Annotated in this window: 20 protein-coding genes; 14 read left to right on the top strand and 6 right to left on the bottom strand. The window is 64.2% G+C overall.

The features are described 5' to 3' along the window. Window positions 1-3: 3 nt before the first annotated feature. Genes BMZ70_RS07695 through BMZ70_RS07720 form a run of 6 tightly spaced genes read right to left on the bottom strand, consistent with a single transcriptional unit; the run spans window position 4 to window position 4,284 of the window. Window positions 4-1,140: an EscU/YscU/HrcU family type III secretion system export apparatus switch protein gene (locus BMZ70_RS07695; protein ID WP_092271925.1), complete on the bottom strand. Its 1,137-nt coding sequence runs from the start codon at window positions 1,138-1,140 to the stop codon at window positions 4-6. Beyond that, complete coding sequence (gene fliR, locus BMZ70_RS07700; RefSeq protein WP_092271928.1) at window positions 1,133-1,924, bottom strand: flagellar biosynthetic protein FliR; 792 nt, start codon at window positions 1,922-1,924, stop codon at window positions 1,133-1,135. Before fliR ends, BMZ70_RS07695 begins: the two co-directional genes overlap by 8 nt. An 18-nt stretch (window positions 1,925-1,942) precedes the next feature. Then, window positions 1,943-2,215 carry a flagellar biosynthesis protein FliQ gene (gene fliQ / locus BMZ70_RS07705; RefSeq protein ID WP_092271931.1) on the bottom strand — a complete coding sequence of 91 codons (273 nt, stop codon included), beginning with the start codon at window positions 2,213-2,215 and terminating at the stop codon, window positions 1,943-1,945. 13 nt (window positions 2,216-2,228) lie between these two features. Further along, window positions 2,229-3,002, bottom strand: coding sequence for a flagellar type III secretion system pore protein FliP (gene fliP, locus BMZ70_RS07710; RefSeq protein ID WP_092271934.1), 774 nt, complete (start codon window positions 3,000-3,002; stop codon window positions 2,229-2,231). Next, window positions 2,999-3,370 carry a FliM/FliN family flagellar motor switch protein gene (locus tag BMZ70_RS07715; protein WP_175500795.1) on the bottom strand — a complete coding sequence of 124 codons (372 nt, stop codon included), beginning with the start codon at window positions 3,368-3,370 and terminating at the stop codon, window positions 2,999-3,001. The genes fliP and BMZ70_RS07715 overlap by 4 nt, the downstream gene beginning before the upstream one ends. A gap of 2 nt (window positions 3,371-3,372) precedes the next feature. Further along, window positions 3,373-4,284 carry a FliM/FliN family flagellar motor switch protein gene (locus BMZ70_RS07720; protein ID WP_092271941.1) on the bottom strand — a complete coding sequence of 304 codons (912 nt, stop codon included), beginning with the start codon at window positions 4,282-4,284 and terminating at the stop codon, window positions 3,373-3,375. Between the two features lie 603 nt (window positions 4,285-4,887). On the opposite strand from BMZ70_RS07720, the gene BMZ70_RS07725 reads away from it, so the two are divergent. The 14 genes from BMZ70_RS07725 (at window position 4,888) to BMZ70_RS07790 (ending at window position 17,532) form a co-directional block, all read left to right on the top strand. Further along, complete coding sequence (locus BMZ70_RS07725; protein ID WP_092271944.1) at window positions 4,888-5,241, top strand: flagellar hook-basal body complex protein FliE; 354 nt, start codon at window positions 4,888-4,890, stop codon at window positions 5,239-5,241. A gap of 21 nt (window positions 5,242-5,262) precedes the next feature. Further along, window positions 5,263-7,047 carry a flagellar basal-body MS-ring/collar protein FliF gene (gene fliF, locus BMZ70_RS07730; RefSeq protein ID WP_092271947.1) on the top strand — a complete coding sequence of 595 codons (1,785 nt, stop codon included), beginning with the start codon at window positions 5,263-5,265 and terminating at the stop codon, window positions 7,045-7,047. After that, window positions 7,031-8,071 (top strand): flagellar motor switch protein FliG, encoded by a 1,041-nt coding sequence (locus BMZ70_RS07735; protein WP_092271950.1) that lies wholly within the window; start codon window positions 7,031-7,033, stop codon window positions 8,069-8,071. Before fliF ends, BMZ70_RS07735 begins: the two co-directional genes overlap by 17 nt. Beyond that, window positions 8,068-8,784 (top strand): flagellar assembly protein FliH, encoded by a 717-nt coding sequence (gene fliH / locus BMZ70_RS07740; RefSeq protein ID WP_092271953.1) that lies wholly within the window; start codon window positions 8,068-8,070, stop codon window positions 8,782-8,784. The genes BMZ70_RS07735 and fliH overlap by 4 nt, the downstream gene beginning before the upstream one ends. Continuing rightward, window positions 8,781-10,094, top strand: coding sequence for a flagellar protein export ATPase FliI (gene fliI / locus BMZ70_RS07745; RefSeq protein ID WP_092271956.1), 1,314 nt, complete (start codon window positions 8,781-8,783; stop codon window positions 10,092-10,094). The genes fliH and fliI overlap by 4 nt, the downstream gene beginning before the upstream one ends. Next, entirely contained in the window at window positions 10,091-10,522 is a 432-nt protein-coding gene (gene fliJ / locus BMZ70_RS07750) for a flagellar export protein FliJ (RefSeq protein ID WP_092271959.1), read from the top strand. Before fliI ends, fliJ begins: the two co-directional genes overlap by 4 nt. A 110-nt stretch (window positions 10,523-10,632) precedes the next feature. Next, window positions 10,633-12,054, top strand: a complete 1,422-nt coding sequence (fliD, locus tag BMZ70_RS07755) for a flagellar filament capping protein FliD (protein ID WP_092271962.1) — start codon at window positions 10,633-10,635, stop codon at window positions 12,052-12,054. A 41-nt stretch (window positions 12,055-12,095) separates the two neighbouring features. Further along, window positions 12,096-12,488 carry a flagellar export chaperone FliS gene (fliS, locus tag BMZ70_RS07760; RefSeq protein WP_092271964.1) on the top strand — a complete coding sequence of 131 codons (393 nt, stop codon included), beginning with the start codon at window positions 12,096-12,098 and terminating at the stop codon, window positions 12,486-12,488. 31 nt (window positions 12,489-12,519) lie between these two features. Continuing rightward, a complete protein-coding gene (locus BMZ70_RS07765; protein ID WP_229205335.1) occupies window positions 12,520-12,798 on the top strand; it encodes a hypothetical protein in 279 nt (92 codons plus the stop codon). Then, window positions 12,795-14,300: a flagellar hook-length control protein FliK gene (locus tag BMZ70_RS07770; protein ID WP_092271970.1), complete on the top strand. Its 1,506-nt coding sequence runs from the start codon at window positions 12,795-12,797 to the stop codon at window positions 14,298-14,300. Before BMZ70_RS07765 ends, BMZ70_RS07770 begins: the two co-directional genes overlap by 4 nt. 8 nt (window positions 14,301-14,308) lie before the next feature. Beyond that, window positions 14,309-14,794 carry a flagellar basal body-associated FliL family protein gene (locus BMZ70_RS07775; RefSeq protein ID WP_092271973.1) on the top strand — a complete coding sequence of 162 codons (486 nt, stop codon included), beginning with the start codon at window positions 14,309-14,311 and terminating at the stop codon, window positions 14,792-14,794. Window positions 14,795-14,826: 32 nt separating this feature from the next. Further along, on the top strand, window positions 14,827-15,564 hold the full coding sequence (locus BMZ70_RS07780; protein ID WP_092271976.1) for a FliA/WhiG family RNA polymerase sigma factor: 738 nt from the start codon (window positions 14,827-14,829) through the stop codon (window positions 15,562-15,564). A 59-nt stretch (window positions 15,565-15,623) separates the two neighbouring features. Beyond that, complete coding sequence (gene motA / locus BMZ70_RS07785; RefSeq protein ID WP_092271977.1) at window positions 15,624-16,544, top strand: flagellar motor stator protein MotA; 921 nt, start codon at window positions 15,624-15,626, stop codon at window positions 16,542-16,544. After that, window positions 16,528-17,532, top strand: a complete 1,005-nt coding sequence (locus tag BMZ70_RS07790; protein WP_229205336.1) for a flagellar motor protein MotB — start codon at window positions 16,528-16,530, stop codon at window positions 17,530-17,532. Before motA ends, BMZ70_RS07790 begins: the two co-directional genes overlap by 17 nt. The last annotated feature ends 17 nt before the right edge of the window (window positions 17,533-17,549 follow it).

Raw genomic sequence — 17,549 nt, forward strand, 5'->3', positions numbered from 1 at the left:
AATTCACTGCTTAACCTCGCTCATGGATGTAGGTACAACAACTTCTTTTGGACGTTCCGGTTCGGCGGCGCGCCTTCCGGTACGGAATGCTTGCAACTGCAGCACATAGTTCAACACTTGCGACACCGCCTGGTATAGCTGCACCGGGATCTGCTGGTTGACCTGGCTGGTGTTGTAGATGGCGCGCGCCAGCGGCGGCAGCTCCATCACTTCAATCTTGAATTCGGCCGCCAGCTGCTTGATGTACAGCGCCATCTCGTCGACGCCCTTGGCGATCACGTACGGCGCCTCGGCCTTGGCCAGGTCGTACTTGAGCGCCACCGCGTAGTGCTCCGGGTTGACGATCACCACGTCGGCGCTGGGCACGCTCTTGCGCGCGCTGCGCCGCGCCAGCGCCCGCTGCAACTGGCGGATGCGGCTTTTCACCTCGGGCCGGCCCTCGGTCGACTTGTGTTCTTCCTTCAAATCCTGCTTGGACATGCGCTGGTTCTTGGCGAAGAACCAGGCCTGCGCCGGCACGTCGATCAGCGCGAAGATGACGAACACCGCCACCATCGACATCAGTCCGTCCAGCATCAGGCCCGAGCCTTTCAGCATGGCCTGGCCGATGGTCATCATCTGCAGCTGGGTGTAATCCGGCACACTGGAACGGGCGACATGGATCAGCACCGCAATCAGCACGCCGGCCTTGCCGATCGAGATGGCGGTCTCGAACGCGTGCTTGGCGCTGAACAGGCGGCCGATATTGGCCGCCGGGCTCATGCGCGACAGCTTGGGCTCCCAGTGCTTGGTCGACACCACCCAGCCGCCCGGCACCATCGCGCCCAGCATGATAAACAGCGGCACCACGAACAGCGGCAGCAGCATCTTGATCAACAACCACATCGAGCTGCTGAACACGGTCGACATGGCGTTGTCGATGGCGCCCTCGCTGTCCAGCGGCGCAAAGCTCTGGTGGAAGATCTCGTTGAATTCCATCAGGTAGCCGGGCAGCAGGTAGACGAACAGCTTCAGGCTCACCAGAATGCCGATCGCGGTCGACAGGTCGCGCGAACGGACCACCTGCCCTTCCTGGCGCGACTTCTTCAGCTTCTGCTGTGAAGCCTTTTCTGTTTTATCGCCTGTGCTCTCGTCAGCCATGCGCCACCTGCATTTGCTGACGGATCATCTCCAGCACCATATTCGTCATGCGGATATAGTGTTCGGGGATGAACTTCACCACCTGCGCCAGCATCAGCAGGCCGAAGATGGTGATCACGGAAAAGCCCAGCGCAAACAGGTTGAGGCTGGGCGCGACGCGGTTCAGGAAACCAAAGCCGAGCTGCACCACGATGGTGGAAAACACCACCGGGATCGCCAGCAGCATGGCGGCCGAGAAAATCCACGCCACGTTGTAGGCCACCGCTTCCAGCAAGTGGTTGCCGAAGCCGCTGCCGAGCGGCCAGGCCTTGAAGCTCTGGCCGATCACATTGGCGATCACCAGGTGGCCGTCGATGGCGAAGAACACGATGATGGCCAGGGTCGACAGCAGCGCCGAGGTCACGTCCGACGACTGGCCGTTGAGCGGGTCATTCATCACCGCCATCGACAAGCCCATCTGCGACGACACGATGAAGCCGAGCACGCCGATCACCGACATCGCAAAGTGGAAGGCCAGCCCCAGCACGAAGCCGATCAGGCCCTGCTCGATGGTGGCGACCACGCCATGCATGGAAAACGGGTTGATGGCGGCCGGGCCCCAGTCGACGCCGCTGGTCAGCGGCAGCATCAGGATGGACAGCACCAGCGCGATCAGGATGCGCACCGTCACCGGCGTTACCGCCTCGCCCAGCACCGGCGCGCCCATGAACATCGCCAGGATGCGGCAGAACGGCCACCAGATGGCGGTCAGCAGCGGCAGCAACTGGACGAGGACGGATTCCATGAGGCGCGGATGGGGCAGCTAGCCGACCAGGGTGGCGGCGCGGGTAAAGATGGACACGCAGAAGTCCATCAGGTAAGTCGCCATCCAGCGCCCGGCCAGGATGACGGCCAGCAGCGTGATCAGCAACCTCGGCAGGAAGCTCAGGGTCTGTTCGTTGATCTGGGTGGCGGCCTGGAACAGCGCCACCAGCAGGCCGGTGATCAGGCCCGGCACCACCAGCACCACCACCAGCAGCATCACGATGTGCAGCGACTCGACCACCAGATCGACGGCAATTTCAGGCGTCAGCATGGGATGCGCCTCCTCAGTAGGCCTGCACGCTGGTCACCAGCGTATTCACGGTCAGGGTCCAGCCGTCCACCAGCACGAACAGCAGCAGCTTGAACGGCAGCGAAATCACCAGCGGCGACAACATCATCATACCCATCGCCATCAGCACCGACGACACCACCAGGTCGATCACCAGGAACGGAATGAACAGCATGCAGCCGATCTGGAACGCGGTCTTCAGCTCGGACAGCACGAACGCCGCCAGCTTGACGGTGAAGGCGTGCTGCGACGGTTCGGTAATCTTGTCCTCGCCGGCCAGGTGGGCGATCTGCTGCAGCGCGGCCTTGCTGGTCTGGGCCAGCATGAAGCGCGACACCGGCTTCTCGGCGATTTGCAGCGCGGTTTCCAGGCCGATCTTGTCCTGGTCGTAGGGCACGAAGGCGTTGCTCCAGATCTCGTTGCCGATCGGCCGCATCACCAGCAGCGTCAGGATCAGGGCCACGCCGGTGATCACCCGGTTGGGCAAGCCCTGCTGCAGGCCCAGGGCCTGGCGCAGCAAGGACAGCACGATCACAAAGCGGGTAAAGCTGGTCATCATCATGACCATCACCGGGAGCAAGCCCAGCAAGGTCATGATGATCAGGATTTGCATCTTGACCGTCAGTTCGGTCTTCGCTCCCGGCACCACATTGGCCAGCAAGTCGACCGCGTGGGCCGCGCCCGGCAGGCAGGCCAGGCCCAGCAAGGCAGCAACGGGCGCGAGCGCCAGCAGGCGGCGCCGCCACTGCAAGTTCATACTCCAGGTCATGGAGCCATCATGTCGAGATTCAGGCCGTCGAGGTCGATCACTTTGAGGCCGTAGTTCTCGCCCGCCACCACCACTTCGGCGCGGCCGATGGCGGTGCCGTTGACCTTGATCACCAGCGGTTCGCCGGCCAGCACGTCGAGCTCGACCACGCTATCGGGACCGATGTTCATCAGGTCCTGCAGCGAGATGCGGGCCGAGCCCACCTCCAGCGTCAGCGTCACCGGGATCTTGCGCATCATGGCCGGCAAGTCGCGGCGCGCCGGCGCGGCCGGGAGATCGGTCAGCTCGTTGCCGGGCTGGTCGATAATCATCTCTTCGGACAAGTCTTCCAGCAGGGCGTCGCTAGGGTTGGCTACGTTCATGTTCATCATTATTCGGCGTCTTCAAAAGAGGTTAAACAGAGTTTGCCTTTGTGCTCGGTGACGGCAGCCGTAAACAGGCGGGAATCTTCGAGCAAGACGTCGGCTCTTGCCAGGCTGATCGGGATCACATCGCCGACCTGTAAATCGTACAGGCTGCCCAGCGTCACTTCCTTGCTGGCCAGGCGGCCAATCAGCCCGACCTGCAGGCGCTGCGCCAGCGGCGCCACGGCCTTGGGTTTCTTGCCGGCCTCGCGGTCGCGCAGCAGGCCGCGCAGCACGCTGGTCATCAACTGTTTGTCGAGCGCGAACCAGAACTGGCCGCTGGCGCCGCCGGCGATTTCGCTGACGGTGACGCTAATCACCCAGGTGCCCTTGGGCGGGTGCGAACCGGGGGCCGGCTTGAATTCGGCGTCGGCGGCAGCTTCCTCGGCCTCGCCCTCGGCCAGCGCCGGCTTGTCCATCACGGGTAAATTGAGTTCGATGCGGCCGGCCAGGGTGCCACACAATTGTTGCCCCAGCACCACAGCGAGGCGCTCTTCGGTGGCGGTCACGCGCACCGTGCTCTCGTCGACGGCCGGGGCGGCCTCGGTTTTGGCGTCGGCTTTGGCCTCCGCCTTGGCGCCGCTGCCGTAGCGGTAATTGAGCACGCTGAGCAGCACCTTGCGTTCCATCGAGAAGGCGATGTGCCCGGCCGGCGCGGCAAAACTGAGCCAGCGGCTGCGGATCTCGTTGCCCTCCAGCCGGCTGAACGCGACATCCTGCACCTGGAAACCGCCCCAGTAGCGGCGGTTCATGTTCAGGCGCATGGACTGCGCCAGATCGTCACGCAACTGGGCCGCAAAGATATGCAGCAGGTGCACCGGACGGCCCAGCAGACTGGGGTCCAGGACTTGATGTTGCGTCTGTTTTGTCGTTGTCATGTATTGGCCATGAGGTTAATTCTGCCCTACTCCTCCATCATCGCACCATCCAGCTAAAAACTGGTTACTTCAGGCGCAATTTTTTGGCTTGGTTGCTAATCGTAACTTAAAGTAGGACGATCTCGGAAGCAGCATACAGCAAAATTCACATTATTGCTATTAAACAATATTTGACCAAATAATTTCTTCCGAGACAAATAGCGCTTTACAAGAATGTTGCTAGCCGGTAAGCTTAGTTCAAGTAACAGGCAGCGAAACACACTTCAACAATCGGCGCTTACTAGATGATTTGTAACGAAATTTTCCCGAAGAAAACTGTTTTAAACAAAGTGGAACAAAACAGCTGATTCGACACGGGCACCACCGGTAAGCACGCCAGCCCGATCCGCCAGCCAGGCCAGCGCCTGCCCCGGCATCCCAGCTTGAGCGACAGGCTTACCCTAACTTTCTTACAACACTGTGACATGCACAGCAGATGTGTAGCGCGATTGGTATAAGGCAGCAGAATATCTGCCATTGAGCTTGCTGCTTTTCGGCAATCTCGCTATGGTAGTCATCTGGATTCATTGCAGTAAAAAACGGGTAAAAACAGGGGGTAGCACCATGAGCAACGGATTCTCCAGCCTGATTCAGGCCGACCTGGCGTCGCTGACGAGCGCGGCGCAAAACATGGCAAACAGCAGCGCGCAAACCATCGCTGCCGCCAACCAGTACGGGGCGCAGGACACCCAGTCCGCCTTCTCCTTCGCCCAGTCGATGCAGGGCGCCATCGACAAGGTCAACGGCCAGGACGTGGAGGCGGGCCAGAAAATGGCCGACGTCGACTCCGGCAAGAGCGACGACCTGGTCGGCGCCATGCTGTCCAGCCAGGAAGCCAGCCTGTCCTTCTCGATGTTGATGCAAGTGCGCAACAAGGTGATGGGCGGCCTCGACGAACTCATCAAACTCCCGCTGTAAGCCTCTGCGAAAGCACTCAACGTGATCAACACCATCAAGTCCGCCTTTGAGCGCTGGCGCGCCAATCCGTCTGCGGCGGCGGCGCTGTCCCCCAACCTGCTGAAAACCCTGTACCCCCTGCTGATGCTGGCCATCGGCCTGACCGCGCTGGTGCTGATGTACATGTGGAACAGCCAGTCCAGCTACAAGCCGGTGTTCGGCGCGCGCGAGAAAGTCTCGGCGCCCGACATGATGACCGTGCTCGACGGCGACCACATCCCCTACCGCATCCACCCGGAAAGCGGCCAGGTGCTGGTGCCCGATTCCATGCTGGGCAAGGTGCGCATGCTGCTGGCCGCCAAGGGCGTGACCGCGCAACTGCCGGCCGGGCTGGAGCTGATGGACAAGAACGACCCGCTCGGCGTGTCGCAATTCGTGCAGGACGTGCGCTTCCGCCGCGGCCTCGAAGGCGAGCTGGCGCAATCGATCATGACGCTGGACGCGATCTCGCATGCGCGCGTGCACCTGTCGATCGCCAAGTCGACCTCGTTCGTGTCGTCGGATGGCGAGAAATCCTCGGCCTCGGTGGTGGTGCAGCTGAAACCGGGCGCCACCCTGCAGCCGGAGGCGATCGCCGCCGTGGTCAACATGGTGGCCGGCAGCGTCGCCAGCCTGGCGCCGTCGCGCGTCAGCCTGGTGGACCAGGCCGGCAACCTGCTGTCGGCCCACATCGACCTGGCCGACGGCTTTGACGCCGGCACCAGCGGCAACGACGCCAGCAAGCGCTTTGCCGACGAGGTGAAAACCAATATCAAAGGCCTGCTGGGCCCGGTCATCGGCGACGACAACTACCGCATGTCGGTGGCGGCCGCCGTCGACAACGACCGCGTCGAAGAGACCGTGGAAAAATACGGCGCCGATCCGAAAGTCACCAGCGAAGCCATGCGCGAAGAGCAGGACCGCAACCGCATGGTGATGGGCGTGCCGGGCACCCTGTCCAACCGTCCGCCGCCGGCCGCCGCCAATCCGGCCGCCGCCAACCAGCAGACCGCCGGCGGCGCCAACGATCCGAACGCCGCCCCGGCCGACGGCACCGCGCGCAAGAACGCCACCACCCGCCAGTACGCCTATGACCGCAGCATCACCCAGACCAAGCGCAGCCGTGGCCGCCTTGAAAAGCTGAGCGTGGCCGTGGTGCTGGCGCAAGCGGCCGCACCGTTCCCGAAAACCGGCTGGACCCCGGCCGAAATCGCCAACATCGACAAAATCCTGCGCAACGGCCTCGGCATCAACGCCGAGCGTGGCGACCAGCTGGTGGTGTCGGCCATGAACTTCCCGCGCAAGGCCGCCCCGGTCGAATGGTGGGAAGAGCGCGACAATATCGTCGACATCAGCAAGTACGCCGGCTACGCCATCGCCGCCCTGCTCGGCTACCTGCTGCTGGCCCGTCCGCTGCTGCGCCTGATCACCATGCGCTTCACCCCGGATCCACGCGAAGCGGCCCGCATCGCCGCCGAACGCCGCGCCGCCGAGCAGGCTGCCGTGGCCGCCGCCAAGGAAGCCAAGGAAGCCGCCGCCAAGGAACAGGCCGCGCTGGCTGGTACTGCCGCACCGGGCACGCCGGGCGCCGCGCCGGCACTGGGCGGCGTCGCCGGCGCCGTACCGGGCATGCCGGTGGTGCCGCTGCTGGAAAACTACGACCTGCCGCCTCCGGGCTCGGCGGTCGATGTGATGGTCGATCACCTGAAAGTACTGGCCGCGAAAGAACCAGAGCGCGTCGCCGAAGTCGTCAAACAATGGATGCAGAAAAATGGCCGAACTCAATAACATGGATGATGATGGCGGCGAATACGCCATGCCAACCAAGCTGACCCCGGTGGAACAGGCGGCCATCGTGCTGCTGAGCATCGGGGAAGAGCCGGCCGCAGCCGTGCTGCGCTGCCTGTCGCGCGAGGAATTGCTGGAAGTGACCCAGGTGATGTCGCGCATGAGCGGCATCAAGGTCGAATCGGTCAAGAACGCGATGCAAAAGTTCTTTGACGACTACCGCGAGCAGTCCGGCGTGCATGGCGCTTCGCGCAGCTACCTCAAGCGCTCGCTGGACCTGGCGCTGGGCGGCGACCTCGCCAACACTGTGCTCAACAACATCTACGGCGACGAGCTGCGGCCGAAAATGGCGCGCCTGCAGTGGGCTTCGCCGAAATGGCTGGCCGAGTACATCTCCAACGAACACGTGCAGATGCAGGCGGTGTTCCTGGCCTTCCTGCCGGCCGCGCTGGCCGGCCAGATCATCGACGCCCTGCCGCAGGACAGCCGCGACCTGGTGCTGCTCAACCTGGCCCGCATGGAGGAAGTCGACAGCGATCTGCTGCAGGAACTCGATGAACTGGTGGACCGCTGCCTGAGCTCCTTCGATTCGCAGGGCACCAGCGTGGAAGGCATCCGCCAGACCGCCGAGATCCTCAACCGCCTGCCGAGCAACCGCGCGCAGATGGTGGAATTGCTGCGCGCCCATGACCCGGAAGTGGTGTCCAAGATCGAGCTGTCGATGTACGACTTCTTCATCCTCGGCAACCAGACCGAACAGGCGATCACCCGCATCCTGGAAGACGTGCCGCTCGAGCAGTGGGCCATCGCGCTCAAGGGCGCCGATATCGCCGTGCGCGACGCCGTGCTGAAAACCATGCCGAAACGCCAGGCCCAGGCCTTCGAGGACATGATGCGGCGCGCCGGTCCGGTGCCGATGTCGCGTATCGAACAGACGCGCCAGGAAATCATGGCCACCGTGAAAGCGCTGGCCGACGCCGGCGAAGTCGAGATCCAGCTGTTTGCCGAACAGGTGGTTGAATGAAGCAATTCCGCCCTTACCGCTTCCCGCCGCTGGCGCAGTTCACCACCCAGCGCGCCGCCGCGGCGGCCGCGCACGGCCATGCGCATGGCCACGGCGGCGACGGCGGCGCCCAGTGGGCCGCCTCGGTCAGCGAGGGCTTCGAACAGGGCCAGCGCGACGGCTACGAAATCGGCCTCGCACGCGGCCAGGAAGACGGTTTTGAAGCCGGCCGCCAGGCCGGCCAGGAGCAAGGCCGCGAGGAAGGCCGCCACGAAACCCTGGTGGCCTACGACCAGATGGCGCGCCCGGTCGACGCCATGCTCAAGAGCCTGAAAAAACTGCGCTCCGACTACCGCGCCGCCCAGCGCAAGGAAGTGGTGGACCTGGTGGCGAAAGTCGCACGCCAGGTGATCCGCGCCGAACTGGCCTTGCAGCCGGTGCAATTGATGGCGCTGGTGGAAGAAACCCTGGCCTCGATGCCGCCAACCCGCGATGAAATCGATGTCTACCTGAATCCGGAAGAGCTGAAGCGCATCGCCGAGCTCGATCCGAAGCGCTCCAAGCGCTGGAACCTGATTCCCGACGCCCGCCTCGACGCCGGCGAGTGCCGCATCAAGGCTGGCGATAATGAAGTTGATGCTGGATGTCATCAACGTCTTGCGGCTGTCATGGAACAGGTCGATAATCAATTACAGATCGCCGACAGCGGCGATGAACCGGAGATCGAAGAGTGATCGCAGATGCCTTACGCAATCTGGAACTGGGTTCAGTACCTATGGCGACCCCGACGGGTCGTCTGGTAGGCGCATCCGGTTTATTGCTTGAGGCCGTAGGTTGCCCTTTGCACACGGGTCAACGTTGCCAGATTGAGACAGTCGGCGGCGAATGGCTGGACGCGCAAGTGGTCGGTTTCCGCGACAAATTGTCTTACCTGATGCCGTTCAAGAAAGCCGTGGGCCTGACCACCGGCGCCCGGGTGCTGCCCTCCCCGGAAAAAATCAGCCTGCAGATCGGCTCCGGCTGGCTGGGCCGCATGGTCAACGGCCTGGGCGAGCCGATCGACGGCCTCGGCAAGCTGACCGGCGACTTCCCGCTCGATTCGCAGCCGCCGCGCATCCACCCATTGAAGAAAAAACCGGTCACCGAACCGCTCGACGTCGGCGTGCGCGCCATCAATTCCATGCTGACCCTGGGCAAGGGTCAGCGCGTGGGCCTGATGGCCGGTTCCGGCGTCGGTAAATCGGTGTTGCTGGGCATCATGACGCGCCAGACCGTGGCCGACGTGGTGGTGGTGGGCCTGATTGGCGAACGTTCGCGCGAGGTGCGCGAGTTTGTCGACATGTCGCTGGGCAAGGAAGGCTTGCAGAAAGCCGTGCTGGTGATCGCCCCGGCCGACGAAAGCCCGCTGATGCGCGTCATGGCCACCGAACTATGCCACTCGATCGCCGCGCACTACCGCGACCAGGGCAAGAATGTGCTGCTGCTGGTCGACTCGCTGACCCGCTACGCAATGGCGCTGCGCGAAGTGGCGCTGTCGCTGGGCGAACCGCCGGCCACCAAGGGCTATCCGCCATCGGTGTTTTCGGCCCTGCCGCAGCTGGTGGAATCGGCCGGCAACGGTGAAAACCAGGCCGGCAGCATGAGCGCCATCTACACCGTGCTGGCCGAAGGCGACGACCACCAGGATCCGGTGGTCGACACCGCCCGCGCCATCCTGGACGGCCACATCGTGATGACGCGCGAGCTGGCCGAGCGCGGCCACTACCCGGCGATCGACGTCGCCGCCTCGATCAGCCGCTGCATGGCGCAAGTCATCAGCCACGAGCACGTCATGGCGTCGCGCGCGCTGAAAGCCAGCATGGCGCGCTACGACCGCGTGCGCGACCTGATTCCGCTGGGCGCCTATGTGCCCGGCGCCGACCCGATTACCGACAAGGCGGTGCAGCTGCACGCCAAAGTCGAGGACTTCCTGTGCCAGGGCACCAAGGAAGAAGCGCCGCTCGGCCAGTGCATTGCTCAACTTGAAAAGCTGATGACATCATGAGCCAACAAAAAATCCGTAACCTGACCACGCTGGTGGCCCTGCGCAACACGGAAGTCGAGCGCCTGCAGACGGAAATGGCGGAAAAGGCCAACACGCGCGAACGCTACCAGAAGAACCTGGAGCGCCTCACCAGCCTGTACACCAACAGCGGCGCCAGCGGCAACCTGCACCCCGCCCTGGCCGGCAACTGCGGCGACTACAAGCAGGCCGTGATGGCGATGGCCGACAGCCACCGGCTCGACCTGCACATGCACGAGGCCGACATGGCGGTGTCGCAGCAGGCGCTGAACAAGGCCTGGGCCAAGCGCGAGGTGATGGACATGGTGTTGACCAAGGAACAAAAGGTCTACAACCAGCAGCAAACCGTCAAGGAGCGCAAGCAACATGACGAACTGGCAACCCAAGTGTGGCTGCGCGGACAGAAATAAACTGGTTTAAACGCAGTTACAAAAAAACGTTAGAAATATTTTCATAGGGAAACGGTTAAGGTCGCCTTATATCAGGGTACACTTCACTTATCCTTTCCAGGAGCACGATCATGGCAGTCATCAGCAGCCCCACCTACGATCCGAAGACCACTGCGGAGAATCTGGCTAACGCCTACATCGCCGGCACCTCGGCCATTCTGACCAAGCAATCGAACAAGGCCAGCGCCACTGCGACCGGCCTGACCACGCTGAGCTCGGCGCTGAGCGCCTTCCAGACCTCGCTGTCGGCGCTGGCCAACAGCACCAGTTCGGTGAGCGCCAACACCGCCACCTTCAGCAACACGGCAATTGGCACCGCCACCGCCACCTCGAAAGCCGTGCCCGGCACCTACTCGTTCTACGTCGAGCAGTTGGCCACCGCCGGCCAGGTGTCGTACAACGTGGCCGACAGCGCCGCTGCCGGCGCCGGCGCTATGAATGTGGTGTTGGCCGACGGCTCGACCTTCCAGGTCGACCTGGCCAACGCCGACAGCAACGCCGACGGCACCCTGACTGCCAAGGAAATCGCCGCCGCCATCAACATCGCGGCCGCCAATAATTCGCGCGTGACCGCCTCCACCATGACGGTCAACGGCGTGACCAAGCTGGTGCTGAACTCGACCGAAACCGGGGCCGACAATGCTGTCGCCTCGATCGATGTCAGCGGCTTGGGCAGCGCTTCGCTGCAGTCCGACCTGTCCAGCCAGACCGTGCTGACCTCGGCCAAAAACGCCATCGTCTGGGTCGGCGGCCAGGCCGGCACCAAGGTCGAGCAAGCCTCCAACACCTTCAGCGTCATTGATGACGTCAAGTTCACCATCACTCAGGCCCAGGCCGCAGCGGCCACGCCGGTGACCCTGACCGTGGCGGCCGACAACAGCGCCACCGCCACCAATGTGCAGAATTTCGTCACAGCCTACAACACCTTGCTGGGCGTGTTCAACAACCTGACCGCCCCCGGCGATCACACCCCGGTCAGTTCGAGCGACTCGTCCAGCGTTTCGCCGACTGCGGAAGATGCCGCCTTCTACAACGACGCCGGCGTCACCAATCTGCGCGACCGCCTGGCCGGCGCGCTGCGCACAGCCACCAATGGCGTGTCGCTGATTAACTTCGGCATTTCGGCCGCCAAGGATGGCACGCTGACGCTGGACACCAAGCGCATGAACAAGGCCATCGCCGCCAATCCCGGCACGCTCGACACGCTGTTCGGGCGCGCCGGCCTCGGCGTCGACAGCGGTGTGCTGGGCGCCATGAACAAGCTGACGACGTCCTGGACCACCGCCAGCGGCGGCTACATTGTCGAGCGGCGCGCGCAGAACACCCGCACCCAGAGCGACATCGCCGACCGCCAGGCCACGCTGAAGACCCAGTTCGACAACGCTTACCAGCGCTATCTGGTCCAATTTACCGCACTGCAAACGCTGCAGTCGTCGATGACCAGCACCTCGAATATGTTCACGGCCATGTTCTCCAGCGACAGCAGCAACTAGGCATCAGCCCGCCCCCATTTCAGACCCGTACGGTGAATACCATGTTGAACCACGAAGCTTATAGCAGCTACCACTCCACCAACCTCGACGCCCAAGTCGCCCGGGCCTCGCCGATTGAGCTGGTATTGGTGCTCACCGACGGCTTGCTCGAAGAACTGGCGCGCGCACGCGGCCACATCGTCGGCAAGCGCTACGAGCTCAAGGCCAAGAGCCTGAACAAGTGCACCGATATCATCAACGGTCTGTCGAGCTCGCTCGACTTCGACAACGGCGGCGAGGTGGTGGAAAACCTGGGACGCTTATACGAGTATTGCGCCGGCCGCCTGTACACGGCCGGCGTGGCGCTCGACCCGGCCATCATCGACGAAGTGACCACCTTGCTGACCACGATTAAAAAAGGATGGCTGGGCGTGCAGGCAAAAACCAATGGATAGGCAACGCACACTGCTGCAAATGGCGCAGAAAATGAGCGCCGCCATCGCTTCCGAAGACTGGAAAACGCTGGCGGCGATTAACACGTTAATGGGTACTGTCTTGCCGCAGATGGCGGCACAGGGCAACTGGACCAGCGCCGAACGCGCCGCCCTGTCAGCGCTGCGCCAGATGCACAACGAAGCAGTCAAGCGCTGCGACCGCGCCACCAGCGAACTGGGCAAGCGGTTGCACGATATGCAGGTCAACAAAGAGGGCTGGCTGGCCTATGCCCTCGAAAGCGATATAGCAGAAAGCGGAATCCAAGCATGACCACGACAGTCTCCAGCGCAACGGCAGCGGCCAAGGCCGCGCAAGCCGAACTGACCGCCCCGGTGGCCGCCAACAACACGGCGTCCGGCAGCGGCAAGAGCACGGCTGCGGCCGGCAAGCAGAGCAGCAACACGGAGAGTCCCGCCGGCCAGGCCGCAGCCAAGCCGGCGCCAGCGGCCAACGCCAGCCAGGGCGCAGCCGCCAGCGGCAGCCGCCAGCCGGCCCAGGCCCAAGCCGCTAACCAGTCCGACAACCGCAGCCAGGCCGACGCCGCGCACAGCGCAGCCCAGGCCGCCGCACAGGCGGCTGCCGACGCCGCCCCGCTGGCCGCACCGCTGTTTTCCCAGCTGCTCAACCTGGCCGACGTGGCCGCCGACAGCGGCACCGACACCAGCGCCACCGCCGACAGCGATGACAGCACCGGCTCCGGCAGCGCCGCCGCCGGCAATGTGCTGCCGGCCATGATCACCTCGTTGCTGAACGCCGCTGCACCGGCGCCGGCGCCAGTGGCGCCCGCCGCCGGCCAGGCCGACAGCAGCGCGGTGGACGCCATCAGCGCCACCGCCACCCTGAACCCCAGCGCCACCCGCCTCAACCTGGCCGCCGCCAGCGTGGCGGTCAGCGCCCCGGCCCCGGCCCCGGTCGCCGACGACGTCGCCGCTGCCGCTGCCGCCGCCCAGACGAGTGCCCCGGCCGCCGTGGCGCCGCAAAGCGTCTACGGCCAGACCAACAACCCCACCCTGGCCGCCGTGGCCGCACGCCAGTCCGAGAGCGCAGCACCGGCCCCGGCCAGCAGCGACAGCGCCGCACCAGCGGTCGACGCCGACGCCGCCCTGCCGCTGGCCATCACCGGCGCGCCGCTGCGCGAAGCCTGGGTCAACGGTGTGCGCGTGGTCACCCGCGCCGCCGACACCAGCGCCACGCCAGCCGCCAACAGCGCCGCCCCTGCCGCCGCCAACACTGGCGCCGCCAGCGCCGGCGACGAGCGCAGCTTCGCGCTGGCCGGCACCGCCATCAACGCCAACCACGCCAGCGCCGCCGGCCAGGCCGCCGCGCCGGCCGCCGCCGGCAGCAGCACCGTGGTGCTGAACGGCACGCCGGAGCAGTGGCAGCAGCCGCTGCGCGAAGCGCTGGGCGACCGCCTGCAACTGCAGCTGCAACGCAATAACGAGCAGGCTGTCATCCGCCTGGAACCGCCGAACATGGGCAGCATTGAAATCTCGATCCGCCACAGCGCCGGCGCGCTGCAGGTGAACCTGTCGGCCAACAACAGCGAAGTGCTGCGCCAGCTCAACACCATCGGCGACAGCGTGCGCCAGGACCTGTCGAACCGCCAGTTCAGCGACGTCGCCGTGACCGTGTCCTCGTCGCGCGCCCAGGCGCAAGCCGACCAGGGCGGTGGCCGCAATGGTCAGCAGCGCAGCCAGGACGACGGCCGCGCACCAGGCCGCGCGCTGAATGAAGACGACAGCACCGCCACCTTTGCCATGACCGGGGAGTAAGCCACACAATGAATAAAAAAGTCATCATCATCTTCGCAGCGGTGGCCGTGCTGGCCGCCGGCGTTGCCGGCGGCGCGGTCTGGTTCATGTCCTCCAAGGGCGGCGAGGAACACGCTGCGGAAACCAAGGACGCCAAGAAAAAGCCGGCCAAGAAGGAAGAGAAAAAATCGGAGCTGCCGCCGAAGTACCTGACGGTCGACAAAGTGGTGGTGATGCTCAAGCATGAGGCCAACGAGACGGTCACCCACTATCTGTCGGCCGACCTGGTGGTCGCCACCGACGCCAAGCGCGAGAAGGAAACCAAGGAAAACCTGCCAATGCTGCGCAGCGTGGCGGTGAAGACCTTGTCCAACTTGCCAATGGCCAGCGCGCGGGTGATGACCATCGACCAGTTTGCCGCCGAATTGAACAAGGCCTTCGACCACGAATTCGAGGAAGAAGGCCGCGAGAAGCCGTTTGACGAAGTCATGATAGGCAAGCTCATTGTCGAGTAGGCCGTAGCAGCATGAACACAAGTGGAGCGGGCATGGGATATGTAGAGGAATTTGCAGACGCTTATGCCGAAAGCTACAGCGAGCACGGCGCCAGCGCGCCGGCGCACAGCGTGGCCGACGAGCAAAAGCATCTGCTGGCATATGCGCCGCTGGTCAAGCGCATCGTGCGCCAGCTCAATTCGCAGATCGCCGGCGCTATCGACCGCGACGATATGGAACAGATCGGCCTGATGGGGCTGCTCGAGGCGCTGCGCCGCTACGGCGAGCCCGATGGCGCCTTCGGCAGCTACGCCAGCCTGCGCATCCGCGGCGCCATCCTCGACGAGCTGCGGCGCCAGGACTGGCGTCCGCGCGCGGTGCGCCAGCACAGCCACAAGCTGCGCGACGGCGTGCGCGCCCTGACCCGCAGGCTGGGGCGCGAACCGAGCGAGCACGAGATCATGGAAGCGCTGGCGCTGACGCCGGACGCCTACCAGGCTTACCTGATGGATGAAAACGCCGAGCTGATCGCCAGCTTCGACGAGGTGCTGCAGGAAAGCGTCAGCAACGACAGCGCGCCGAGCCCGGAAGACCAGCTGGTGGTGCGGCGCAGCCTGGAACAGGCGCTGCGCGGGCTCGACGAGCGCGAGCAGCGGGTGGTGCAGATGTACTACGAATTTGAGCTCAGCTACAAGGAAATCGCCGCCGTGCTGGACCTGACCGACGCCCGCGTCTGTCAGCTGAACAAGGCGGCGCTCAACAAGATGAAGGCAGTACTGCAAGGCGCCTGAGCCAGGCTTGGCGCTTTGTGGCTAGGGATTAGAAAAATGACGCGGAAAGGCGAATCATCATGCAGCAAATAGTCGGTCTCCTCATAGTTTTAGGCAGCGTCTTCGGCGGCTTCTTCATGATGGGCGGTTCTTTCCATCAGATCTGGCAGCCGATCGAGCTGATCGTGATCGCCGGCGCCGGCCTGGGCGCGCTCGTCATCGGCAACCCCAGCCACGTGCTGAAGGAGATGATGACGCAGATTAAAAAGATCATCACCAAGAAAAAATACGACTCCGAATTCCAGCGCCAGTTGCTGCTGCTGATGTACGAGCTGCTGCAGCTGGCCGCCGGCGGCCTGAAGGCGCTCGACGCCCACGTCGAGGCGCCGAAAGACAGCCCGCTGTTCCAGCGCTACCCGCGCGTGCTGGAAGAGCCGAAGCTGCTGGCCTTCATCGTCGACAACTTCCGCCTGATGGCGATGGGCAAGATCAACGCGCACGAGCTTGAAGGCGTGCTGGAGCAGGAACTGGAGGCCATCCACACCGAACTGGAACAGCCGGCCAAGTCGCTGGGCAAGATCGGCGAGGCAATGCCGGGCTTCGGTATTCTGGCGGCGGTGCTCGGTATCGTGATCACCATGAACACCGTGAACGAAGGCGCCACCTCGGGCGAAATCGCCGAGCACGTCGGCGCGGCGATGGTCGGGACCTTCATCGGTATTTTCTTCTGCTACGGCCTGATCGACCCGCTGTGCAATATGATGAAGCAGCTGGTCAACTCCGAGGCGGCCAACAAGGAAACCGTCAAAGTGGTGCTGGTGACCCACGTCGCCGGCAAGCCGCCGCTGCTGGCAATTGACGCCGGCCGCCGCCTGGTGCAGCTCAACATCAAGCCGAGCTTCGCCCAGCTCGAGCGCTGGATCAACGATCTGGAAGGCCGCGACAGCGCGCCGGCCGATGATAGCTCTCGTCGTGGAGGCCGTGGTGCTAAAGCCGCATGACAAGGCGCATGACCAGACCATCGTCAAGCGCGGTGGCGGCAAGCACAAGCACGACGACCACGGCGGTGCCTGGAAGGTAGCGTTCGCCGACTTCTGTCTCGCGCTGATGTGTTTGTTCCTGGTGCTGTGGCTGATGGCGGCGCGTAACACCGAGGCGCTCGAGCAAGTGCTGACCGAGGCCGACGGCGCCAAGACCGACCAGGGCAAGGGCGTGATGCCGGAGCAGGTGGGCGGCCCGCGCGGCAGCCTGATCGACCGTTTCCCGATGCCGCACTTCGGCACCTCGGAAGCCGAGGGCAAGAAGAAAGCCACGGCCGAAGTGGCCGAGCAGCCCGATGAGCCCTCCTCCAAGGTCAAGTACGACACCCCGGACGACCTGACCCAGCTGGCCAAGGTGCTGACCAAGATGAGCGCCGAGGCCGGCCTGTCGAGCAACCTCGAGTCGGTGGTGACGCCGTACGGCCTGCGCGTGATGCTGCACGACACCGACCGCCAGGGCATGTTCGTGCGCGGCAGCGCGGTGCCGACCGACAAGTTCCGCGCCCTGCTGCGCAAGATGGGACCGCTGTTCCAGCAGATGGAAAACCAGATGCTGATCGTCGGCCACACCGACTCGCTGCAGTACGCCGACACCAGCTACGCGGCGTTCTCCAACTGGACGCTGTCGGCCAACCGCGCCATGTCGGCCCGCTCGCAACTGCTGGCCGGCGGCATGAACCGCGAATCGGTGCTGCAGGTGGTGGGCATGGCCGACCGCGCGCCGCTCGACACCAAGCGCGCCGACGCCGGCGTCAACCGCCGCATCGAATTGCTGATCCTGACCACGGCCCAGGCCCGCACCATCGCCACCATGTTTGGCATGCCGGAAAGCAGTGATCCGCTGATCCACGACGTCGATACCGCCCTGCCCGATGCCACGCTGCTGCAGCAACTGCGCAGCAAGCTCGGCGGCGATAGCCCGCTGCGTGATCCGCGCCGCAACAAGTAAGAGTAGAGTTAGTATGG

Source organism: Duganella sp. CF402 (assembly GCF_900109645.1).
Taxonomy (GTDB): Bacteria; Pseudomonadota; Gammaproteobacteria; order Burkholderiales; family Burkholderiaceae_D; genus Rugamonas.

Coding starts and splice junctions, on each gene's coding strand:
- BMZ70_RS07695 (WP_092271925.1), bottom strand. CDS start 1,140: ATGGCTGACGAGAGCACAGGCGATAAAACAGAAAAGGCTTCACAGCAG.
- fliR (WP_092271928.1), bottom strand. CDS start 1,924: ATGGAATCCGTCCTCGTCCAGTTGCTGCCGCTGCTGACCGCCATCTGG.
- fliQ (WP_092271931.1), bottom strand. CDS start 2,215: ATGCTGACGCCTGAAATTGCCGTCGATCTGGTGGTCGAGTCGCTGCAC.
- fliP (WP_092271934.1), bottom strand. CDS start 3,002: ATGACCTGGAGTATGAACTTGCAGTGGCGGCGCCGCCTGCTGGCGCTC.
- BMZ70_RS07715 (WP_175500795.1), bottom strand. CDS start 3,370: ATGAACATGAACGTAGCCAACCCTAGCGACGCCCTGCTGGAAGACTTG.
- BMZ70_RS07720 (WP_092271941.1), bottom strand. CDS start 4,284: ATGACAACGACAAAACAGACGCAACATCAAGTCCTGGACCCCAGTCTG.
- BMZ70_RS07725 (WP_092271944.1), top strand. CDS start 4,888: ATGAGCAACGGATTCTCCAGCCTGATTCAGGCCGACCTGGCGTCGCTG.
- BMZ70_RS07735 (WP_092271950.1), top strand. CDS start 7,031: ATGGCCGAACTCAATAACATGGATGATGATGGCGGCGAATACGCCATG.
- fliH (WP_092271953.1), top strand. CDS start 8,068: ATGAAGCAATTCCGCCCTTACCGCTTCCCGCCGCTGGCGCAGTTCACC.
- fliJ (WP_092271959.1), top strand. CDS start 10,091: ATGAGCCAACAAAAAATCCGTAACCTGACCACGCTGGTGGCCCTGCGC.
- fliD (WP_092271962.1), top strand. CDS start 10,633: ATGGCAGTCATCAGCAGCCCCACCTACGATCCGAAGACCACTGCGGAG.
- fliS (WP_092271964.1), top strand. CDS start 12,096: ATGTTGAACCACGAAGCTTATAGCAGCTACCACTCCACCAACCTCGAC.
- BMZ70_RS07765 (WP_229205335.1), top strand. CDS start 12,520: ATGAGCGCCGCCATCGCTTCCGAAGACTGGAAAACGCTGGCGGCGATT.
- BMZ70_RS07770 (WP_092271970.1), top strand. CDS start 12,795: ATGACCACGACAGTCTCCAGCGCAACGGCAGCGGCCAAGGCCGCGCAA.
- BMZ70_RS07775 (WP_092271973.1), top strand. CDS start 14,309: ATGAATAAAAAAGTCATCATCATCTTCGCAGCGGTGGCCGTGCTGGCC.
- BMZ70_RS07780 (WP_092271976.1), top strand. CDS start 14,827: ATGGGATATGTAGAGGAATTTGCAGACGCTTATGCCGAAAGCTACAGC.
- motA (WP_092271977.1), top strand. CDS start 15,624: ATGCAGCAAATAGTCGGTCTCCTCATAGTTTTAGGCAGCGTCTTCGGC.